Source organism: Ciceribacter ferrooxidans (assembly GCF_004137355.1).
Lineage (GTDB): Bacteria > Pseudomonadota > Alphaproteobacteria > Rhizobiales > Rhizobiaceae > Allorhizobium > Allorhizobium ferrooxidans.
Genome location: NZ_SDVB01000311.1, coordinates 136,539 through 153,096, shown reverse-complemented (window position 1 = coordinate 153,096; position 16,558 = coordinate 136,539). Strand labels below are relative to the sequence as shown.

General features: G+C 62.4%; 18 protein-coding genes. 13 read left to right on the top strand and 5 right to left on the bottom strand.

Going from position 1 to position 16,558, the window contains the following annotated elements; all coding sequences use genetic code 11:
- The 4 genes from EUU22_RS20900 to hemC form a co-directional block, all read right to left on the bottom strand.
- Window positions 1-1,569: a heme biosynthesis protein HemY gene (locus tag EUU22_RS20900; RefSeq protein WP_129333913.1), complete on the bottom strand. Its 1,569-nt coding sequence runs from the start codon at window positions 1,567-1,569 to the stop codon at window positions 1-3.
- Window positions 1,570-1,579: 10 nt separating this feature from the next.
- A complete protein-coding gene (locus EUU22_RS20895; protein ID WP_129333912.1) occupies window positions 1,580-2,812 on the bottom strand; it encodes a COG4223 family protein in 1,233 nt (410 codons plus the stop codon).
- Between the two features lie 79 nt (window positions 2,813-2,891).
- Window positions 2,892-3,614: a uroporphyrinogen-III synthase gene (locus EUU22_RS20890; protein ID WP_245485202.1), complete on the bottom strand. Its 723-nt coding sequence runs from the start codon at window positions 3,612-3,614 to the stop codon at window positions 2,892-2,894.
- Window positions 3,615-3,630: 16 nt separating this feature from the next.
- Window positions 3,631-4,560 (bottom strand): hydroxymethylbilane synthase, encoded by a 930-nt coding sequence (hemC, locus tag EUU22_RS20885; RefSeq protein WP_129333910.1) that lies wholly within the window; start codon window positions 4,558-4,560, stop codon window positions 3,631-3,633.
- Between the two features lie 72 nt (window positions 4,561-4,632).
- On the opposite strand from hemC, the gene tsaD reads away from it, so the two are divergent.
- Genes tsaD through EUU22_RS20860 form a run of 5 tightly spaced genes read left to right on the top strand, consistent with a single transcriptional unit; the run spans window position 4,633 to window position 8,137 of the window.
- Window positions 4,633-5,730 carry a tRNA (adenosine(37)-N6)-threonylcarbamoyltransferase complex transferase subunit TsaD gene (gene tsaD / locus EUU22_RS20880; RefSeq protein WP_129333909.1) on the top strand — a complete coding sequence of 366 codons (1,098 nt, stop codon included), beginning with the start codon at window positions 4,633-4,635 and terminating at the stop codon, window positions 5,728-5,730.
- Complete coding sequence (locus EUU22_RS20875) at window positions 5,727-6,716, top strand: NAD(P)H-dependent glycerol-3-phosphate dehydrogenase (protein WP_129333908.1); 990 nt, start codon at window positions 5,727-5,729, stop codon at window positions 6,714-6,716. The genes tsaD and EUU22_RS20875 overlap by 4 nt, the downstream gene beginning before the upstream one ends.
- 28 nt (window positions 6,717-6,744) lie before the next feature.
- A complete protein-coding gene (locus EUU22_RS20870) occupies window positions 6,745-7,038 on the top strand; it encodes a YciI-like protein (RefSeq protein WP_129333907.1) in 294 nt (97 codons plus the stop codon).
- A gap of 6 nt (window positions 7,039-7,044) precedes the next feature.
- Window positions 7,045-7,476, top strand: a complete 432-nt coding sequence (locus EUU22_RS20865; RefSeq protein WP_129333906.1) for an EVE domain-containing protein — start codon at window positions 7,045-7,047, stop codon at window positions 7,474-7,476.
- 10 nt (window positions 7,477-7,486) lie between these two features.
- Entirely contained in the window at window positions 7,487-8,137 is a 651-nt protein-coding gene (locus EUU22_RS20860) for a class I SAM-dependent methyltransferase (RefSeq protein ID WP_129333905.1), read from the top strand.
- A gap of 10 nt (window positions 8,138-8,147) precedes the next feature.
- On the opposite strand, the gene EUU22_RS20855 is transcribed toward EUU22_RS20860, so the two are convergent.
- Window positions 8,148-8,498, bottom strand: a complete 351-nt coding sequence (locus EUU22_RS20855; protein WP_129333904.1) for a hypothetical protein — start codon at window positions 8,496-8,498, stop codon at window positions 8,148-8,150.
- 300 nt (window positions 8,499-8,798) lie between these two features.
- On the opposite strand from EUU22_RS20855, the gene sdhC reads away from it, so the two are divergent.
- From sdhC to sucC, 8 genes are all read left to right on the top strand, one after another.
- Window positions 8,799-9,194 carry a succinate dehydrogenase, cytochrome b556 subunit gene (gene sdhC, locus EUU22_RS20850; protein WP_129333903.1) on the top strand — a complete coding sequence of 132 codons (396 nt, stop codon included), beginning with the start codon at window positions 8,799-8,801 and terminating at the stop codon, window positions 9,192-9,194.
- Between the two features lie 10 nt (window positions 9,195-9,204).
- Entirely contained in the window at window positions 9,205-9,585 is a 381-nt protein-coding gene (gene sdhD, locus EUU22_RS20845; protein WP_129333902.1) for a succinate dehydrogenase, hydrophobic membrane anchor protein, read from the top strand.
- 6 nt (window positions 9,586-9,591) lie between these two features.
- Entirely contained in the window at window positions 9,592-11,436 is a 1,845-nt protein-coding gene (gene sdhA, locus EUU22_RS20840) for a succinate dehydrogenase flavoprotein subunit (RefSeq protein WP_129333901.1), read from the top strand.
- A gap of 17 nt (window positions 11,437-11,453) precedes the next feature.
- Complete coding sequence (locus EUU22_RS20835) at window positions 11,454-12,233, top strand: succinate dehydrogenase iron-sulfur subunit (RefSeq protein WP_129333900.1); 780 nt, start codon at window positions 11,454-11,456, stop codon at window positions 12,231-12,233.
- Between the two features lie 204 nt (window positions 12,234-12,437).
- Complete coding sequence (locus tag EUU22_RS20830) at window positions 12,438-12,962, top strand: protease inhibitor Inh/omp19 family protein (protein WP_129333899.1); 525 nt, start codon at window positions 12,438-12,440, stop codon at window positions 12,960-12,962.
- Between the two features lie 51 nt (window positions 12,963-13,013).
- Window positions 13,014-14,177: a cell division protein ZapE gene (gene zapE, locus EUU22_RS20825; RefSeq protein WP_129333898.1), complete on the top strand. Its 1,164-nt coding sequence runs from the start codon at window positions 13,014-13,016 to the stop codon at window positions 14,175-14,177.
- Window positions 14,178-14,355: 178 nt separating this feature from the next.
- On the top strand, window positions 14,356-15,318 hold the full coding sequence (mdh, locus tag EUU22_RS20820) for a malate dehydrogenase (protein WP_129333897.1): 963 nt from the start codon (window positions 14,356-14,358) through the stop codon (window positions 15,316-15,318).
- A gap of 31 nt (window positions 15,319-15,349) precedes the next feature.
- Window positions 15,350-16,543 carry an ADP-forming succinate--CoA ligase subunit beta gene (sucC, locus tag EUU22_RS20815; protein ID WP_129333896.1) on the top strand — a complete coding sequence of 398 codons (1,194 nt, stop codon included), beginning with the start codon at window positions 15,350-15,352 and terminating at the stop codon, window positions 16,541-16,543.
- The last annotated feature ends 15 nt before the right edge of the window (window positions 16,544-16,558 follow it).

Below are 16,558 nucleotides of genomic sequence, written 5' to 3'. Positions count from 1 at the left end.
TCAGAAAAGGCGCAAGCGGTTCTTGTCGTCGGCCGGCCGCTGGCCTTCGCGCACGCCTGGATCGTCCGGAGGATGGCCGAAGAAGGGGGAGGTCGTCTCGGCTGGCTCCGGTGTGCGGACCGGCTCTGCGGGCGTCTTGGGTGACGCCGACGCGTCTGTCTTTTCAACCTGTTCGACGACGGCGCGTTTCTCAGTCGAGGACTGAGCCTTCTTTACCGGCGGAAGCGCATTGATTGCGGCGTCCCCACGTGAGACGACGCCCTCCTCGACCGGACCTTCCAGCTGATCGAAGGGAACCTTCCACTCGAAGGCGTCGAGGCGACCGGTGACGGGGGACACGGGCAGCCATTTCTCCGAAATGTGACCGTCGGCGATCCACACCGGATCGCGTGGTGCGCGCAGGGCCTGGGCCATCCAGTAGCGCACGCGTCCCTGGTCGCCGGTTTCCGCTTCCTCGATATCCGCCAGCAACAGGTAGACCCGCTCGCGGGCATCCATACGCGCTGCCTCCTCCGCCCTGGCGCGGGCCTTGGCGAAATCCTGGGTGTCGAGCGCCGCCTCCGCGACGATCAGAAGACTTTCGACGTTGTTCGGCCGTAAAGAAGCCAGCCGTTCAGCGCGCTTCAGGCGATCGACGGCGCTGTCGCCGCCGCGGGCCCGGACGTAGGTTCTGGCGACGTCTGGATGCGGAGCGACTTTCCAGGTCTGCTCGAGAATAGATGACGCCTTGCGTACATTGTCTTCGCGCAAGTAGGCCTTCGCCGCGACGACCGCCGCGGGAACGAGATCCTTCGCGAGCTTCAGGGCGTGCACAGCGCTGTCGCGAGCACCGGCAGGGTCTCCTTCGAGTTGCTCCTCGGCCCTGGCCGTCAGCAGGACCGCCTTCAGGCGATCAGCCTCCGGCCGGGTGAGGACGTGGGCTACACGCTGCTGGTCGAGCAGACGAATGGCATCTTCCCACTGGCTGGACTGGCAGCGGTATTCAAGGGTGGCTTTTGCGGCCCAAGGCAGATAAGGCGCCTGCTCTGCTGCCGTCTCCGCATACTGCCGTGCGGCTTCATGCGCGCCGAGCCGACTTGCTTCTGCATAGAGGCCGTGGAGCCCGAGCTCTCTGGTTTCAGGATCCTCTGCCATCTGCTGGTAGAGCCGACGCGCCTCGTCATGCCTGCCTTCGATCACAGCCGCTTGCGCTTCGAGCACGAGGATCAGCGGCTCCTGTTCCGCCCGGAGAAGACCACGGGCGCGGGAACTCATCTTGTGGGCGAGCAACGCGTTGCCGGCGCCGGCGGCGATGAGGCCCGTCGAGAGCGCCTGATAACCGCGATCCCGCTTGCGCGCGCGGAAGAAGCGGCGCGCCGAGTGCGGCGATGTCCACAACAGGCGGACGATCCACCAGATCAGCATAACGGCAGCGATGATAGCGAGGACGACGGTCGCGGCAACGGTCAGACTCATCTCGATCAGCTGACCCTGCCAGAGGATCGAGAGGGAGCCCGGCCGCTCGGCAAGCCAGGCAAAGCCGAATCCGAGGGCGAGAACGGTGAGGATGAAGAACAGTGTCCGGATCATCGCGCGCTCCTCAGCCCCGGTTACCGCCGACGGCACTGGTCATGGCGGTGCCCACCAGCTTCTCGACCTCGATCCGGGATTTCAGCGCCTTGGCGAAGTCGGCCGATGCGGCCTTGCCGGTCTCCGGCAACGTGTCCCATTCGAGCGAAGCGCCCTGGAGATCACCGTTTCGAAGCTTGTCCTCCATGCGCGCGACGATCGCTTCCGGCGTGTCACCCTCGACATTGCCGACTGGCCGCACCTTGACGACCGAAAGTGCACTCGAAAGCAGCCGCTCGGCTAGCCCCTGGTTCGGATCCGGCTGATTGACCGCCGAAAGAATGGAGCTTGCGGTATCCTGAAACTGACGCACGAGATCCGCACGCGAGGGAATTCCCGTGCGTGCGTAATCCCGGAGCGAGCCGATGATCGGATCGTCGGGTGTGATGCCGGCGAGGGTGTCAAGTTCGGTCAGGAAGGTTCCGCCACGATCAACGGCGGCCTTCAGTCCGGCGATGGCGATCGCGCGGGCCACCTCGACGTCATCCCGCGGCTCTTCAAGCTTTTTCTCGATCTCGGCGATGCGACCGTCGAGGCTGGTCTCAAGCTCTGAGAGCCTGGTTGTCGCAGCTTCCCCGCTTGTTCGAAGGGTCTCAAGCGTGTTCTGCAAACCTGTCAACTGCTCCTGCATCTGGTCGAGCCCCTTGGTATCGGCGGCCGGTACCGGCTGGCTTGCCGCGCCTTCAAGAGCCGCCAGCCGCTCCTCGATCTGCTTTGTGTCCGCGCCCTGCGAAACGGCCGAGCGAAGGCTTTCAACCTCGCTCCTCAGGGTGACGAGTTCCGCAGTCTGGTCGGCGGTGGAGCGCTCCGAAACGGGAGACAGGGCGGGTAGATAGCCGGCATATTGCATACTGCCGGCAGCGGCGAGGGCGACGAGGCCACCAACAATGCCGGCAGCCGCAACGGCTGCCATCGTGGGTGTTCCTTTGGGCTGACGCGGTGTCTCAAGGGGCAGGGACTCGGATTTCGCGTCGTCCGCCTCGACGGTCTCGGTCGCCGGCGCTGCCTCAGTCTCCGTGCGAGCCGCTGTCTCCGTCCCCTCCGGCGGCGGCGCCTCGGTCTCAACGTCGGTCGCAGTTTCTTCCGCGTTCTCTGTAGCGGAGGCCGGCGCGGATGCCTCAGCTGTGGTTTCCTCTGCCTGCAGGTCGATGGTGACCGGTTCGTTCGAGGACTTGGAGCGACGTGGCGGCTTTCCGGAAACCATGGATACCTCTTCTTCCGTGCAGTGCTTCGAAGTTAGTCAGTGACGGCCTTCATGGGAAGGGCTCATGTCTATTTTGCGCCTAAGGAAGGGGTTCCAGCAACGTCAGAAGCGCCGTTTCGTCGGGTGATGCCGCCACGAATGCCTTTTCGTGGAATTCGGCGGGAATGGCGTTGAGCACATTGCTGCTCAGGCAGCAAAAGCGGATGTCTTGGAGCATCTCGCCGGCGCCGGAGGTTTCTGCTGCGGCAAAAAACCGCTTCGCGGTCTCCGCCGAATAGAGAAGCACGACGTCAATCCGGCCGCTTTCGAGGATGCGCCGGAGCGCGTCCGGTGCGTCTTCGGCGGGCTTCATCTCGTAGCATTCCGCGACCGTGACCTGGATGCTGTCCTCGGCGAGGCGGGCTTCGAAGCTGCGTGCCCGCGGTGTGCCGGTGAGATAGAGGAGAACACCGCTTCGCTTTGTCTCCCTGAGGTGAGCGCTGACGGAGGTCGCGAGAGCCGCCCCATCTCCGGCTGCGGCGGTGACGTTTGTAAAGCCCACGTTGCGCGCGGCATCGGCAGAGGTCTCGCCGACGGCGAAAACCGGTTCGGCGAAAAAGGGTTTTAGGCGATCTGCGAGCGCTGAGAGCGTTCGGACCGTCTCCGCGCTCGTGATGGCGATGGCCGCATGGGGAAGGGCAAGGGCGGCGAGCGCCTTCTCCGGATGGCGGATCGGTGTGCTCATCGGCAGAAGGACGGGTTCGTGACCGAGCGCCCGCAGCTTTGCAGCCGTCTTTTCTCCTGCATCCAAAGAACGAGTCACGAGGACGCGCATCGGGTCAGGTCCAGTCGACGAAAAAGCCGCTGCCTGCCCTGCTCCGGATCGTCTCGCCGGCGGTCCTTCCGATGGCAGCGGCGTCACTTGCCTTGCCTTCGGCGCGGATTTCATGGAACTGCGAGCCGTCCGGTGTGAGAATCATGCCATGGAAGACGATATGCTGACCTTCGACCTTCGCCAGCCCTGCGATCGGTGTCCGGCAGGAGCCGTCGAGGACTGCAAGGAAGCCGCGCTCGCAGCTGACCGCGGTCCATGTGATCGGATCATTGATGGCGGAAATCAGGTCGTCTGTCCGCTTGTCGCCCAGCCGGCTTTCGATACAGATCGCGCCTTGGGCGGGTGCGGGCGGGAAGCGTTCCGGGTCAAGGACTTCGGTTGCGACGTCAGCCTTACCGAGCCGATTCAATCCGGCCATGGCAAGCAGTGTCGCGTCCGCCTCGCCCTCGGCGAGCTTCCGCAGGCGCGTATCGACTTGGCCACGAAAGATGGTGACGTTGAGGTCGGGGCGCAGGTGGCGGATTAGCGCCTGGCGGCGGAGCGAGGCCGAGCCCACCACGGCGCCGGATGGAAGATCCATGAGTGCCGGAGCCGTCTTTCCGACGAAGGCGTCGCGAACATCCTCTCGTGGCAGGAAAGCCGATATGTAGAGGCCCTGTGGCAGAAGTGTCGGCATGTCCTTCGATGAATGCACGGCGAGATCGAGACGTCCGTCGGCGAGCTGTTCTTCCAGTTCCGCCGTGAAGAGGCCCTTGCCGCCGATGGCTGCCAGCGCTCGATCCTGAATCCGGTCGCCCTGCGTCGAGAGTGCGACGATCTCGAACATCTCCTCCGGCAGGCCATGCGCTTCCACCAATCGTCTGCGGGTTTCATGAGCCTGAGCGAGCGCAAGCGGACTGCCCCGGGTTCCGATTCGGAAAGGTTTTGTTTGCATCCGATTTCATCCGTTGTTACCGACGTTCCTCGTAAACGGGTTTCCCGGCCACCGCAATTAACGATCAGTTTCATGGGTTCCTTTCTTCGCATCCTCGGCATCGAAACCAGCTGTGACGAGACGGCAGCGTCCATCGTCCTGCGTCATGACGACGGGCGCGGCGAGATTGCCGCCGACGTCGTGCTGAGCCAGCTCGACGAGCACAGCGCCTATGGCGGTGTCGTGCCGGAGATTGCCGCCCGTGCGCATGTCGAGGCGCTCGATACGTTGATTGACGAGGCACTGGCGCGCACCAGCACCTCCCTCGGCGATATTGACGCCGTCGCGGCGACCGCCGGCCCCGGCCTCATCGGCGGCCTGATCGTCGGCCTGATGACCGGCAAGGCGATTGCAAGGGCACTGTCGAAGCCGCTCTATGCCATCAACCATCTCGAAGGTCATGCGCTGACCGCAAGGCTGACCGACGGGCTTTCCTTTCCCTATCTGATGCTGCTGGTATCGGGAGGGCATACCCAGCTCGTCCTGGTGCGTGCTGTCGGGCGGTATGAGCGCTGGGGCACGACGATCGACGACGCGCTGGGCGAAGCCTTCGACAAGACGGCGAAGCTGCTTGGCCTTCCCTATCCCGGCGGGCCAGCCGTGGAGCGGGCGGCGGCAGCCGGCGATCCCAAGCGGTTCGATTTTCCCCGACCGCTGGTCGGCGAGAGGCGGCTCGATTTCTCCTTTTCCGGCCTGAAGACGGCTGTGCGCCAGGCTGCGGAGACAATCGCACCCGTCACCGAGCAAGACATCTCGGATATCTGTGCCTCGTTCCAGCGGGCGATTTCCCGGACGCTTGATGATCGCATCGGTCGCGGCCTTGCACGCTTTTCCGCCGAATTTCCGGCTCTCGGCCATCCACCTGCGCTTGTCGTCGCAGGCGGGGTCGCGGCAAATCTGGAACTGCGCCGCACTCTGCAGACCCTTTGCGATCGGCACGGCTTCCGCTTCGTGGCGCCGCCGCTTCGGCTCTGTACCGATAACGCCGCGATGATTGCCTGGGCCGGGCTCGAACGCATGGCTGCCGGCTTTGCCGCTGATCCGCTGGACGTGCAGCCGCGGTCGCGCTGGCCGCTCGACAGCAGTGCAGAGGTGCGGATCGGTCATGGAAAGCGTGGGGCAAAGGCATGAGTGACGGGCACCGGATCGTCGTCGTCGGAGCGGGAGCGTTCGGAACCGCACTTGCTGCGGTCATCGCGCTCGAAGGAAGATCCGAGGTAACGCTCCTCGGGCGCGATCCGTCCCTGATGGCGGATTTGCGTGCCGACGGCATGCACAATGCAGCGTTGCCGGGTATCCATCTGCCGGACGCGCTCCAGTATTCGGCTGAGCCGGAGATCCTCGCCGGCGCCGAAACCGTGCTCTTTGCGATGCCGTCGCAGGCGCAGGCCGACGCCGCCGCGCAATTCGGCCCGTACCTTGCCCCCGGCTCGACAGTGGTTACTTGCGCCAAGGGTATTGATCGGGGAACGTCACGGTTGCTCACCGAGGTGCTCGAAGCGGTTCTGCCGCATCATCCGGTTGCGGTTCTCTCGGGCCCCGGTTTCGCTGCCGATATTGCCCGGGGGCTGCCGACGGCAATGGCTATCGCCGCGGCGGATATTGCCGAGGCAGAGCGGCTGGCTTACGCCATTTCCGGGCGAACCTTTCGGCTATACGCATCTTCCGACCGAACGGGCGTTCAGCTCGGCGGGGCGCTCAAGAACGTGCTCGCCATCGCTTGCGGCATCGTCGAAGGTATGGGGCTTGGTGATTCCGCCCGCGCGGCATTGATCGCACGAGGGCTGGCCGAAATGTCGCGCCTCGTCGAGGCGCTCGGTGGCCGCGGCAGCACCGTCCAAGGCCTTTCGGGGCTCGGCGATCTCGTGCTGACTGCCACCAGTCACCAGTCGCGAAACCTGCGTTTCGGCATTTCCCTCGGCAAGGGAGAACCTCCGGATTTTGCGCGCGGCGATCTTGTCGAAGGTGCGTTCGCGGCGGCTGTTGCTGCCCGCCTCGCCGAAGGACATGGGATCAGCATGCCGATCACCAGGGCGGTCGCCGAAATCATCGAGGGCAGGCTCGATATTCCGTCCGCCATCGAGCAACTGATGACCCGTCCGATCACTACAGAATAGACCAAGTTCCCTCACGAAGGAGTAGCCGATGCTTTTTGCTGTTCTTTGCCGCGACAAGCCCAACCACCTCAATGTCCGCATGGAAACGCGTCCCGCACATCTTGAATGGCTGAACGGGCTGAATGCCGAGGGTGTTCTGAAGATTGCCGGACCTTTCCTCGATGATGACGGCAAACCGTGCGGTTCCATGCTGCTCTTGGCGGCGGACGACATGGAGGGTGCGAAGAAGATTGCCGCGCAGGATCCCTATGCTGCTGCCGGTCTCTTCGAAACGGTGGAGATCAAGGCGTACAACTGGGTCTTCAACAATCCGGAGGCATGACGGCGGATGGCTTACTGGCTCTTCAAATCCGAACCCTTCAAATGGTCATGGGACATGCAGAAGGCCAAGGGTGAGGTCGGCGAAGAATGGACCGGTGTACGCAACTATCTGGCACGCAACAACATGCGTGCGATGAAGATCGGCGACAAAGGGTTCTTCTATCACTCGAACGAGGGACTCGAGGTCGTCGGTATCGTCGAGGTTTGTGCTCTCTCGCACCCAGACTCGACGGCTGAAGGTGACCCGCGATGGGATTGCGTCGACATCCGTGCCGTCATCGACATGCCGAAGCCGGTTTCATTGAAGGATATCAAGGCGAACGAAAAGCTCTCGAAGATGTCGCTGGTGACGTCGATGCGTCTTTCCGTTCAGCCGGTGACGGAGGAGGAATATCTCGAAGTCTGCCGGATGGGCGAACTCGACAACCCGCCGCGTTGAGGCCGTTTCATTGAAAACCGACCCGGAGCGCTTCATCCTTGCCAACACGTCGCTGATGGCGCCGCCACACGTGTCCGAGGTCTGGCTTCGCCTTGCGAGCGAAGTGCACGATCTCTGGCTCAAGACCGAAGATGAACTCCAAGAGATCGGTCTGCCGCCACCTTTCTGGGCCTTTGCCTGGGCAGGCGGGCAGGGGCTCGCCCGCTACCTGATGGATCATCGGGAAACCGTCGCCGGCAAACGTGTCCTCGACTTTGCAAGTGGGTCGGGGCTTGTGGCGATCGCCGCCAAGCTTGCCGGCGCGGGAAGTGTCGTGGCGGCCGACATTGATCCCTGGGCGGAAACAGCGATCCGCCTGAACGCGGAAGCAAACGGCGTCGCGATCGAATTCACCGGAAGGAACCTGATTGGCGAGGCACTGGAGACTGACGTCGTCCTTGCTGGCGACGTTTTCTATGACAGCGGCTTTGCGGTGGCTCTAATTCCCTGGTTCGATCGTCTTGCAGGGGAGGGCGTCGAGGTGCTGGTCGGGGATCCCGGCAGAAGCTACCTGCCAAAGGAGCGGCTGACGGCGCTCGCCTCGTACCGGGTGCCGGTGACGCGGGCGCTCGAAGACAGCGAGATCAAGAACACGACAGTCTGGCGTTTCACGCCGCAGTGATGGACCCTACTCAGGGTCTGATGACGCAGACACCTGCTTCGTAACGGCAGGCGCTTTCGATGGACTTGTTGTTCGCAGTGACCTTCGCGTTCACGTCGATGATGAGTGCCTTCGGAGCGAGATGAAACGGAGCCGGCTTATGGGCCGAACGCTCGACCATGAAGTAGATACCGTTTCCCCGGATGCGCAGGGCGGAAACATCCCCCGCATATGTTCCGATGCCCGGCAACACCGATGGAAGGCCCGATCCGGCGACGACGCCCGGATCCGGCTGGTGTCTGTCGTGCGCCTCAAGTTCGCCCGCCGAAAAGACAAACATGGCCGTCGCGACAATGGCGCCCATTCGCTTCAGCATCGTCATGGTGTTCTCCGGTGACTCGAGGTGTTAAGAAATGCTTAACGGCACCATGGCGCAAAACCGTAGCAAAGTCATCCCGCACCTTGCCTTTCGCTCTTTGAGAGGACGTGTCGACGTTCGTGCGACCAAGGTCTAAGCTCTCGTTCGTCCGAATCGATTAAAATCCATGCAGGCCGCAATTGTGCTTGTCGTGCCGCCTTCTGGTGAGTAAACGTCGCCCTGACGCAATGCACTGCAGCAGGCGGTTGCATGGCGCTGGGGACAGTCCTGATCAGGACCGCATTAGAACGCCGCGAGGTTCAGATGGCGAATGTGACAAACAAGCGGCCGTTGTCGCCGCATCTGCAAATCTACAAGCCGATCCCGACCATGGTGATGTCGATTCTACATCGCGTCACCGGTGGTGCGCTCTATTTCGGTACCTTGCTGGTCGCGTGGTGGCTGATTGCGGCGTCTTCCGGCGCCACCTACTTCGAGTGGGTGAGCTGGTTCATGGGTACCCTCCTCGGTCGCCTGATTCTGTTCGGCTACACCTGGGCGCTCGTTCATCACATGCTCGGCGGTCTCCGCCACCTGCTCTGGGACATGGGCTACGGCTTCGAAAAGAGCTTTTCGACGAAGCTCGCCAAGGCCAATCTCATCGGCTCGATCCTTCTCACCGTGGTGATTTGGATCGTCGGTTACACGGTCCGCTTCTGAGGTGAACGACATGGATATGCGCACTCCACTCAGCAAGGTTCGGGGCCTCGGCTCTGCCAAGGACGGTACCACGCATTTCTGGCGCCAGCGCCTGACGTCGGTCGCCGGCATCCCGCTCCTGATCTTCTTCATCCTCTTCCTCGTCGCCTATAACGGAGCTCCCTATGCGGAAGTCGTCGGCGCACTGTCGAGCCCCGTCGTTGCGGTGATCATGGCTTTGACGGTGATCAACAGTCTCATCCACATGCGATTGGGCATGCAGGTGATCATCGAGGACTATGTCCACGCTGAAGGCATGAAGATCATCCTTCTGATGCTCAACACGTTCTTTGCGGTTTTCGTCGGCGGCCTCTGTCTTTTCGCCATCTTGAAGATCGCATTCGTAGGATAATTCATCATGGCACCGAACAGTTCTCCCGCCCAAGGCGGCAAGGCATACAAGTACGTCGATCATTCTTATGACGTGATCGTTGTCGGCGCCGGCGGCGCCGGTCTTCGCGCGACGCTCGGCATGGCGGAACAGGGCTTCAAGACCGCCTGCATCACCAAGGTCTTCCCGACCCGCTCGCATACGGTTGCAGCACAGGGTGGCATCGCTGCCTCGCTGACCAACATGACGCCCGACTGCTGGCAGTGGCACCTCTACGACACCGTCAAGGGTTCCGACTGGCTCGGCGACGTCGACGCCATGCAGTACCTCGCCATGGAAGCGCCGAAGGCCGTCTATGAACTCGAGCATTATGGCGTGCCCTTCTCGCGTAACGAGGAGGGCAAGATCTACCAGCGCCCGTTCGGCGGCCACATGCAGAACTACGGCGAAGGCCCGCCGGTGCAGCGCACCTGCGCGGCGGCAGACCGGACCGGTCACGCGATCCTGCACACGCTCTATGGCCAGTCTCTTCGCAACAATGCCGAGTTCTTCATCGAATATTTCGCCCTCGACCTCATCATGTCGGATGATGGCCGTTGCACGGGCGTGGTTGCCTGGAATCTCGACGACGGAACCATCCATCGCTTTGCCGCCAAGATGGTCGTGCTTGCGACCGGCGGTTATGGCCGCGCCTACTTCTCGGCGACCTCGGCGCATACCTGCACCGGTGACGGCGGCGGCATGATCGCGCGTGCCGGCCTGCCGCTCCAGGACATGGAATTCGTGCAGTTCCACCCGACCGGCATCTACGGCGCCGGCTGCCTGATTACCGAGGGCGCACGCGGCGAAGGCGGTTATCTCGTCAACTCCGAAGGCGAGCGCTTCATGGAGCGCTATGCACCGTCGGCGAAGGACCTTGCGTCCCGCGACGTCGTCTCCCGTTGCATGACGCTGGAGATCCGCGAAGGCCGTGGTGTGGGCAAGAACAAGGACCACATCTACCTGCATCTCGACCATCTCGATCCGGCCGTTCTGCACGAGCGTCTGCCGGGCATTTCCGAGAGCGCGAAGATATTCGCCGGCGTCGACGTGACCTGCGAGCCCATCCCGGTTCTGCCGACCGTTCACTACAACATGGGCGGTATTCCGACGAACTATTGGGGCGAAGTCCTGAACGCCGACAGCCAGAACCCGGAACGTATCGCGCCCGGCCTGATGGCGGTGGGCGAAGCGGGTTGCGCCTCTGTTCACGGTGCCAACCGTCTGGGCTCGAACTCGCTGATCGACCTCGTGGTCTTCGGCCGTGCCGCAGCGATCCGCGCCGGTCAGGTGATCGACAAGTCGGAACCGGTCCCGGCCCTCAATTCGGCCGCCTGCGACAAGATCATGGAGCGCTTCGACCGCGTTCGCTTCGCCTCCGGCGCAACGCCGACGGCGGTCGCCCGCGACAAGATGCAGCGCGCCATGCAGGAAGACGCCGCCGTGTTCCGCACGCAGGAAGCGCTGGAGTCCGGCTGCCGCCGCATTTCGGCGATCTGGAAGGGCGAGTTGCAGGATCTCAAGGTCACCGACCGCTCCATGGTCTGGAACTCCGATCTGGTCGAGACGCTGGAATTGCACAACCTGATGGCCAACGCAATCACAACGGTCCATGGCGCCGAAGCGCGCAAGGAGAGCCGTGGTTCGCACGCGCGCGAGGACTATGCGACCGGTCCGCTCGGCGGACGTGACGATGTCAACTGGCGCAAACATACGCTGGCCTGGGTAAGCGAAGCGGGCGACGTCAAGCTGGACTACCGTCCGGTTCACACCGACTTGATCGCCGAGGGCATCGATCCGCAGAAGATCGCGCCGAAGGCGCGCGTCTACTGATCTGAGAGGAACAGGACATGGTTGAACTCGCTCTTCCCAAGAACTCGCAGATCACCGAAGGCAAAGTCTGGCCCAAGCCGGAGGGCGCCAAGAACCTGCGGGAGTATCGCATCTATCGCTGGAATCCCGACGACGGACAGAACCCGCGCATCGACACCTATTACATCGATGTCGACGATTGCGGCCCGATGGTTCTTGATGGATTGCTGTACATCAAGAACAACATCGATCCGACATTGACGCTCCGCCGCTCCTGCCGCGAAGGCATCTGTGGCTCCTGCGCGATGAACATCGACGGCACCAACACGCTCGCCTGCACGAAGGGCATGGACGAGATCGGCGGCACGGTGAAGGTTTATCCGCTGCCGCACATGCCGGTGGTCAAGGACCTCGTGCCGGATCTCACCAACTTCTATGCCCAGCACCGCTCGATCGAGCCGTGGCTGAAGACCGTCTCTCCTCAGCCGGCCAAGGAATGGAAGCAGAGCCACGAGGACCGCCAGAAGCTCGACGGCCTCTACGAGTGTATTCTGTGCGCCTGCTGCTCGACCTCCTGTCCGAGTTACTGGTGGAACGGCGACCGTTATCTCGGTCCGGCCGTCCTGCTGCAGGCCTATCGCTGGCTGATCGACTCCAGAGACGAAGCGACCGGCGAACGTCTCGACAACCTGGAAGATCCCTTCCGGCTCTATCGCTGCCATACGATCATGAATTGTGCGCAGACCTGCCCGAAGGGGCTTAATCCGGCGAAGGCGATCGCCGAGATCAAGAAGATGATGGTCGAGCGCCGCGTCTGATCGGCGCCGATTTAAGCGTGCTGAACGGGCCGCATCCAGGAGGATGTGGCCCGTTCACGTATTCGGCACCGGTCGACGCCCGGTTGCAGAAGCGAGTGGATCGTAATATTTGAGTGCCGACTTGATTTGAAAGGGTCGCTGGCGATAATTCCGCCGTGTTCCTGCGCGATTGACCCAATGAAGCGGATGAACGGGAGTATCGATATGAAATTCAAATATGCCGCGACGGGTGTTGCTGTCGTGCTTTCACTTGCTGGCTGCCAGCGGACCTCTTACAGCGGTCTCGACAACTCGTCGTCATCGCTGCCGCCGTTGCAGGCCCAGCCGGTGCCGTCGGTACAGTCCGGCCAGCTTCCGCCGCCCGGTGGGGCAACCGATCCTTCGCAGTTCCCCGCAGCCCCTTCCGGCGCGCCCACGTCAGTCGCTGCGGCGGCGCCCGCGACGGCTCTCGACGTCACCAAGGAATCGATGGTCGGCAACTGGCGAGTAACGAATGCGGGCGCGTCCTGCGATATGTTCCTGACGCTCACCAATCTCGGTTCCGGTTCGCGCGGAGGCACGCGTGGCTGTGCCGGCCCGCTGACGACAATGGGGTCATGGGAGGTTGAGGGCAAGCAAGTCGTTCTGAAGGATCGCAACGGTAATGTGATCGGCCGGCTCTACAAGACGGCGGATACCCGTTTCGACGGAACGACGAACAACGGCCAGCCGGTCAGCCTCAGCCGTTAGTCCCAATTCTGGAGCGGGCCCAGCCGTCCTCGTTCCCGCTCGGAGCATCCGATGCAGCCCATTCCCGATTATGCGCACAGCGTGTGCGAGCACCTGCGCTCGCAGGCCGCCGCCGGCTTGTTGCAGGCCGACTCCGCCCAGATGGAGGTTGCGCAGTCTCTCGACAACATTCTGTTTGACCTGAGGCAGCAGCGCCCTGCGGCAAAGTCGAGCGCGCTCGGCTGGATGTTCGCCCGCAAGAGGAAGCCCGTCGGTACACGACGTGGCCTCTACGTCCATGGGAGTGTCGGGCGCGGCAAGACGATGCTCATGGACCTCTTCTTCAAGTTTGCCCCGGTGGAGAAGAAGCGTCGTGCGCATTTCCACGAGTTCATGGCAGATGTCCACGCACGCATCCATGCCCATCGTGTGAAGCTGAAGAACGGAGAAACGCGGCAGGCCGACCCGGTTCCGCCAGTGGCAGCCGCCCTGCGCGAGGAAGCGGAACTGCTCTGCTTCGATGAGTTCACCGTCACCGACATTGCCGACGCGATGATCCTGTCGCGGCTTTTCACGGAACTCTTCTCGCGAGGCTGCATTCTTGTCGCTACCTCGAACGTGGAGCCGGATAGTCTCTACCGGGACGGGCTCAACCGCGGTCTCTTCCTTCCCTTTGTTGCACTTCTGAAACGGCACGTCGACGTCGTCAGCCTGGATTCGCCGACCGACTACCGCAAGGAGAAGAACCAGCACCTGCCGGTCTATGTGATGCCGCTCGACGAGCGAGCCGATCTCGCAATGAATGCGGCTTGGCACAGTCTCGTTTCAGGCAGACCCGAGGGGCCGGTGGAGATCGAGAGAAGGGGGCGGTCTGTCCATGTCCCTCACGCTGCCGGGAGGATGGCGCGGTTTACCTTCGCCGACCTTTGCGAAAAACCGCTCGGCGCATCGGATTATCTCGAGATCGCCAGGAGGTTCGACACGATCTTCCTCGAGCATGTCCCCCTTCTCGGTCCCGAGAAGCGAAATGAGACGAAGCGGTTCATCATCTTGATCGATGCTCTCTACGATCATTCGGTACGATTGTTCGTCTCCGCTGCGGCGGCGCCGGAGGAGTTGTTGGTGGTGCGAAAGGGAACCGAGGGTTTCGAGTTCGACCGCACCGTTTCGCGTCTTTTCGAGATGCGGAGCGCCGACTATCTTGCCTTGCACAAGCGCCAACGTCACGAAGTGTGACGATTGCAGGCTGAAAAAGCTTACGTTTACGTAAGAAAAAAATGATCTAACCGATTGAAAATCCTGTTGCCAAAAGAATCGGTTGCGGTTTTTCTTGGTTTTGTCTATGCGATCTGACGCAACGGTCGGCATAAAGCCAATGTCTGCCCGGGTTTTGGATCTAGAAGGAAGCTCTTCAATGGCGCGCAAAAAGATCGCACTTATCGGTTCTGGAATGATCGGTGGCACGCTGGCACATCTCGCCGGCCTCAAGGAACTGGGCGACATCGTCCTGTTCGACATTGCCGACGGTATTCCGCAGGGCAAGGGACTGGACATTGCGGAGTCCGCGCCGGTTGAGGGTTTTAACGCAAAGCTCACGGGCGCCAGCGACTACGCTGCCATCGAAGGTGCGGACGTCTGCATCGTGACCGCCGGCGTCGCCCGCAAGCCGGGCATGAGCCGCGACGATCTCCTCGGCATCAACCTGAAGGTCATGGAGCAGGTCGGGGCCGGCATCAAGAAGTACGCGCCGAACGCCTTCGTCATCTGCATCACCAACCCGCTCGACGCCATGGTCTGGGCGCTGCAGAAGTTCTCGGGCCTGCCGAAGAACATGGTCGTCGGCATGGCCGGCGTGCTCGACAGCGCGCGCTTCCGCCACTTCCTGTCCGAAGAATTCAACGTTTCGGTCCAGGATGTCACCGCCTTCGTTCTGGGTGGCCACGGCGACAGCATGGTGCCGCTCGCCCGCTACTCCACCGTTGCCGGCATTCCGCTCACCGATCTCGTCAAGATGGGCTGGGTCACCAAGGAACGCCTCGAAGAAATCATCCAGCGCACCCGTGACGGCGGCGCCGAAATCGTCGGCCTTCTGAAGACCGGTTCTGCCTATTATGCACCGGCCGCTTCGGCGATCGAAATGGCCGAGTCCTACCTCAAGGACAAGAAGCGTGTTCTGCCTTGCGCGGCTCATCTTTCCGGCCAGTACGGCGTCAAGGACATGTATGTCGGCGTGCCGACCGTCATCGGTGCCGGTGGCGTCGAGCGCGTCATCGAGATCGACCTGAACAAGGCCGAAGAAGAAGCCTTCCAGAAGTCTGTCGGCGCGGTCGCCGGTCTCTGCGAAGCCTGCATCAATATCGCCCCGGCGCTGAAGTAACCGCCGCGACCCATCAAACAGGGACAAGACGATGAACATTCATGAATACCAGGCCAAGGCTCTCCTGAAGGGCTACGGCGCACCGGTTGCCGAAGGTGTTGCCATCCTCAAGGTGGAAGAAGCCGAGGCTGCCGCAAAGAAGCTTCCTGGCCCGCTCTACGTGGTCAAGAGCCAGATTCACGCCGGTGGCCGCGGTAAGGGCAAGTTCAAGGAACTCGGCCCCGACGCCAAGGGTGGCGTGCGCCTCGCCAAGTCGATCGACGAAGTTGTCGCACATGCCAAGGAAATGCTCGGCAACACGCTGGTGACTGCACAGACCGGCGAGGCCGGCAAGCAGGTCAACCGCCTCTATATCGAAGACGGCGCCGACATTGCCCGCGAGCTCTATTGCTCGCTGCTGGTCGACCGTTCGGTCGGTCGCGTTGCCTTCGTCGTGTCGACCGAAGGCGGCATGGACATCGAGGCGGTTGCGCACGACACGCCCGAAAAGATCCACACGATTGCGATCGACCCGGAAGCCGGCGTCGCCGCTTCGGATATCGCCAAGATCGCAAAGGCGCTCGAACTCGAAGGTGCTGCTGCGGAAGACGCCAAGTCGCTGTTCCCGGCGCTCTACAAGGCCTTCGACGAGAAGGACATGTCGCTCCTCGAGATCAACCCGCTGATCGTCATGAAGGACGGCCACCTGCGCGTCCTCGACGCCAAGGTCTCCTTCGACGGCAACGCACTGTTCCGTCATGACGACGTCCGCGCCCTGCGTGACGAAACCGAGGAAGATGCGAAGGAAATCGAGGCCTCCAAGTGGGACCTCGCTTACGTCGCGCTCGACGGCAACATTGGCTGCATGGTCAATGGTGCCGGCCTCGCCATGGCGACGATGGACATCATCAAGCTCTACGGCGCCGAGCCTGCCAACTTCTGCGACGTCGGCGGCGGCGCCGGCAAGGAGAAGGTGGCAGCCGCCTTCAAGATCATCACGGCCGACCCGAAGGTCGAGGGCATCCTCGTCAACATCTTCGGCGGCATCATGAAGTGCGACGTCATCGCCGAAGGCGTGATCGCCGCGGTGAAGGAAGTCGGCCTGAAGGTTCCGCTCGTCGTGCGCCTCGAAGGCACCAATGTCGAACTTGGCAAGAAGCTCCTGAACGAATCCGGCCTCGCGATCACTGCGGCCGACGATCTGGACGACGCTGCCAAGAAGATCGTCGCGGCGATCAACGGCTAATTGAAGGACCGGAAC

Excerpts from the sequence above, each read along its gene's own strand:
- EUU22_RS20900 (WP_129333913.1), bottom strand. The coding sequence starts at position 1,569 with ATGATCCGGACACTGTTCTTCATCCTCACCGTTCTCGCCCTCGGATTC.
- EUU22_RS20895 (WP_129333912.1), bottom strand. The coding sequence starts at position 2,812 with ATGGTTTCCGGAAAGCCGCCACGTCGCTCCAAGTCCTCGAACGAACCG.
- hemC (WP_129333910.1), bottom strand. The coding sequence starts at position 4,560 with ATGCAAACAAAACCTTTCCGAATCGGAACCCGGGGCAGTCCGCTTGCG.
- tsaD (WP_129333909.1), top strand. The coding sequence starts at position 4,633 with ATGGGTTCCTTTCTTCGCATCCTCGGCATCGAAACCAGCTGTGACGAG.
- EUU22_RS20875 (WP_129333908.1), top strand. The coding sequence starts at position 5,727 with ATGAGTGACGGGCACCGGATCGTCGTCGTCGGAGCGGGAGCGTTCGGA.
- EUU22_RS20870 (WP_129333907.1), top strand. The coding sequence starts at position 6,745 with ATGCTTTTTGCTGTTCTTTGCCGCGACAAGCCCAACCACCTCAATGTC.
- EUU22_RS20865 (WP_129333906.1), top strand. The coding sequence starts at position 7,045 with ATGGCTTACTGGCTCTTCAAATCCGAACCCTTCAAATGGTCATGGGAC.
- EUU22_RS20855 (WP_129333904.1), bottom strand. The coding sequence starts at position 8,498 with ATGACGATGCTGAAGCGAATGGGCGCCATTGTCGCGACGGCCATGTTT.
- sdhC (WP_129333903.1), top strand. The coding sequence starts at position 8,799 with ATGGCGAATGTGACAAACAAGCGGCCGTTGTCGCCGCATCTGCAAATC.
- sdhD (WP_129333902.1), top strand. The coding sequence starts at position 9,205 with ATGGATATGCGCACTCCACTCAGCAAGGTTCGGGGCCTCGGCTCTGCC.
- sdhA (WP_129333901.1), top strand. The coding sequence starts at position 9,592 with ATGGCACCGAACAGTTCTCCCGCCCAAGGCGGCAAGGCATACAAGTAC.
- EUU22_RS20835 (WP_129333900.1), top strand. The coding sequence starts at position 11,454 with ATGGTTGAACTCGCTCTTCCCAAGAACTCGCAGATCACCGAAGGCAAA.
- EUU22_RS20830 (WP_129333899.1), top strand. The coding sequence starts at position 12,438 with ATGAAATTCAAATATGCCGCGACGGGTGTTGCTGTCGTGCTTTCACTT.
- zapE (WP_129333898.1), top strand. The coding sequence starts at position 13,014 with ATGCAGCCCATTCCCGATTATGCGCACAGCGTGTGCGAGCACCTGCGC.
- mdh (WP_129333897.1), top strand. The coding sequence starts at position 14,356 with ATGGCGCGCAAAAAGATCGCACTTATCGGTTCTGGAATGATCGGTGGC.
- sucC (WP_129333896.1), top strand. The coding sequence starts at position 15,350 with ATGAACATTCATGAATACCAGGCCAAGGCTCTCCTGAAGGGCTACGGC.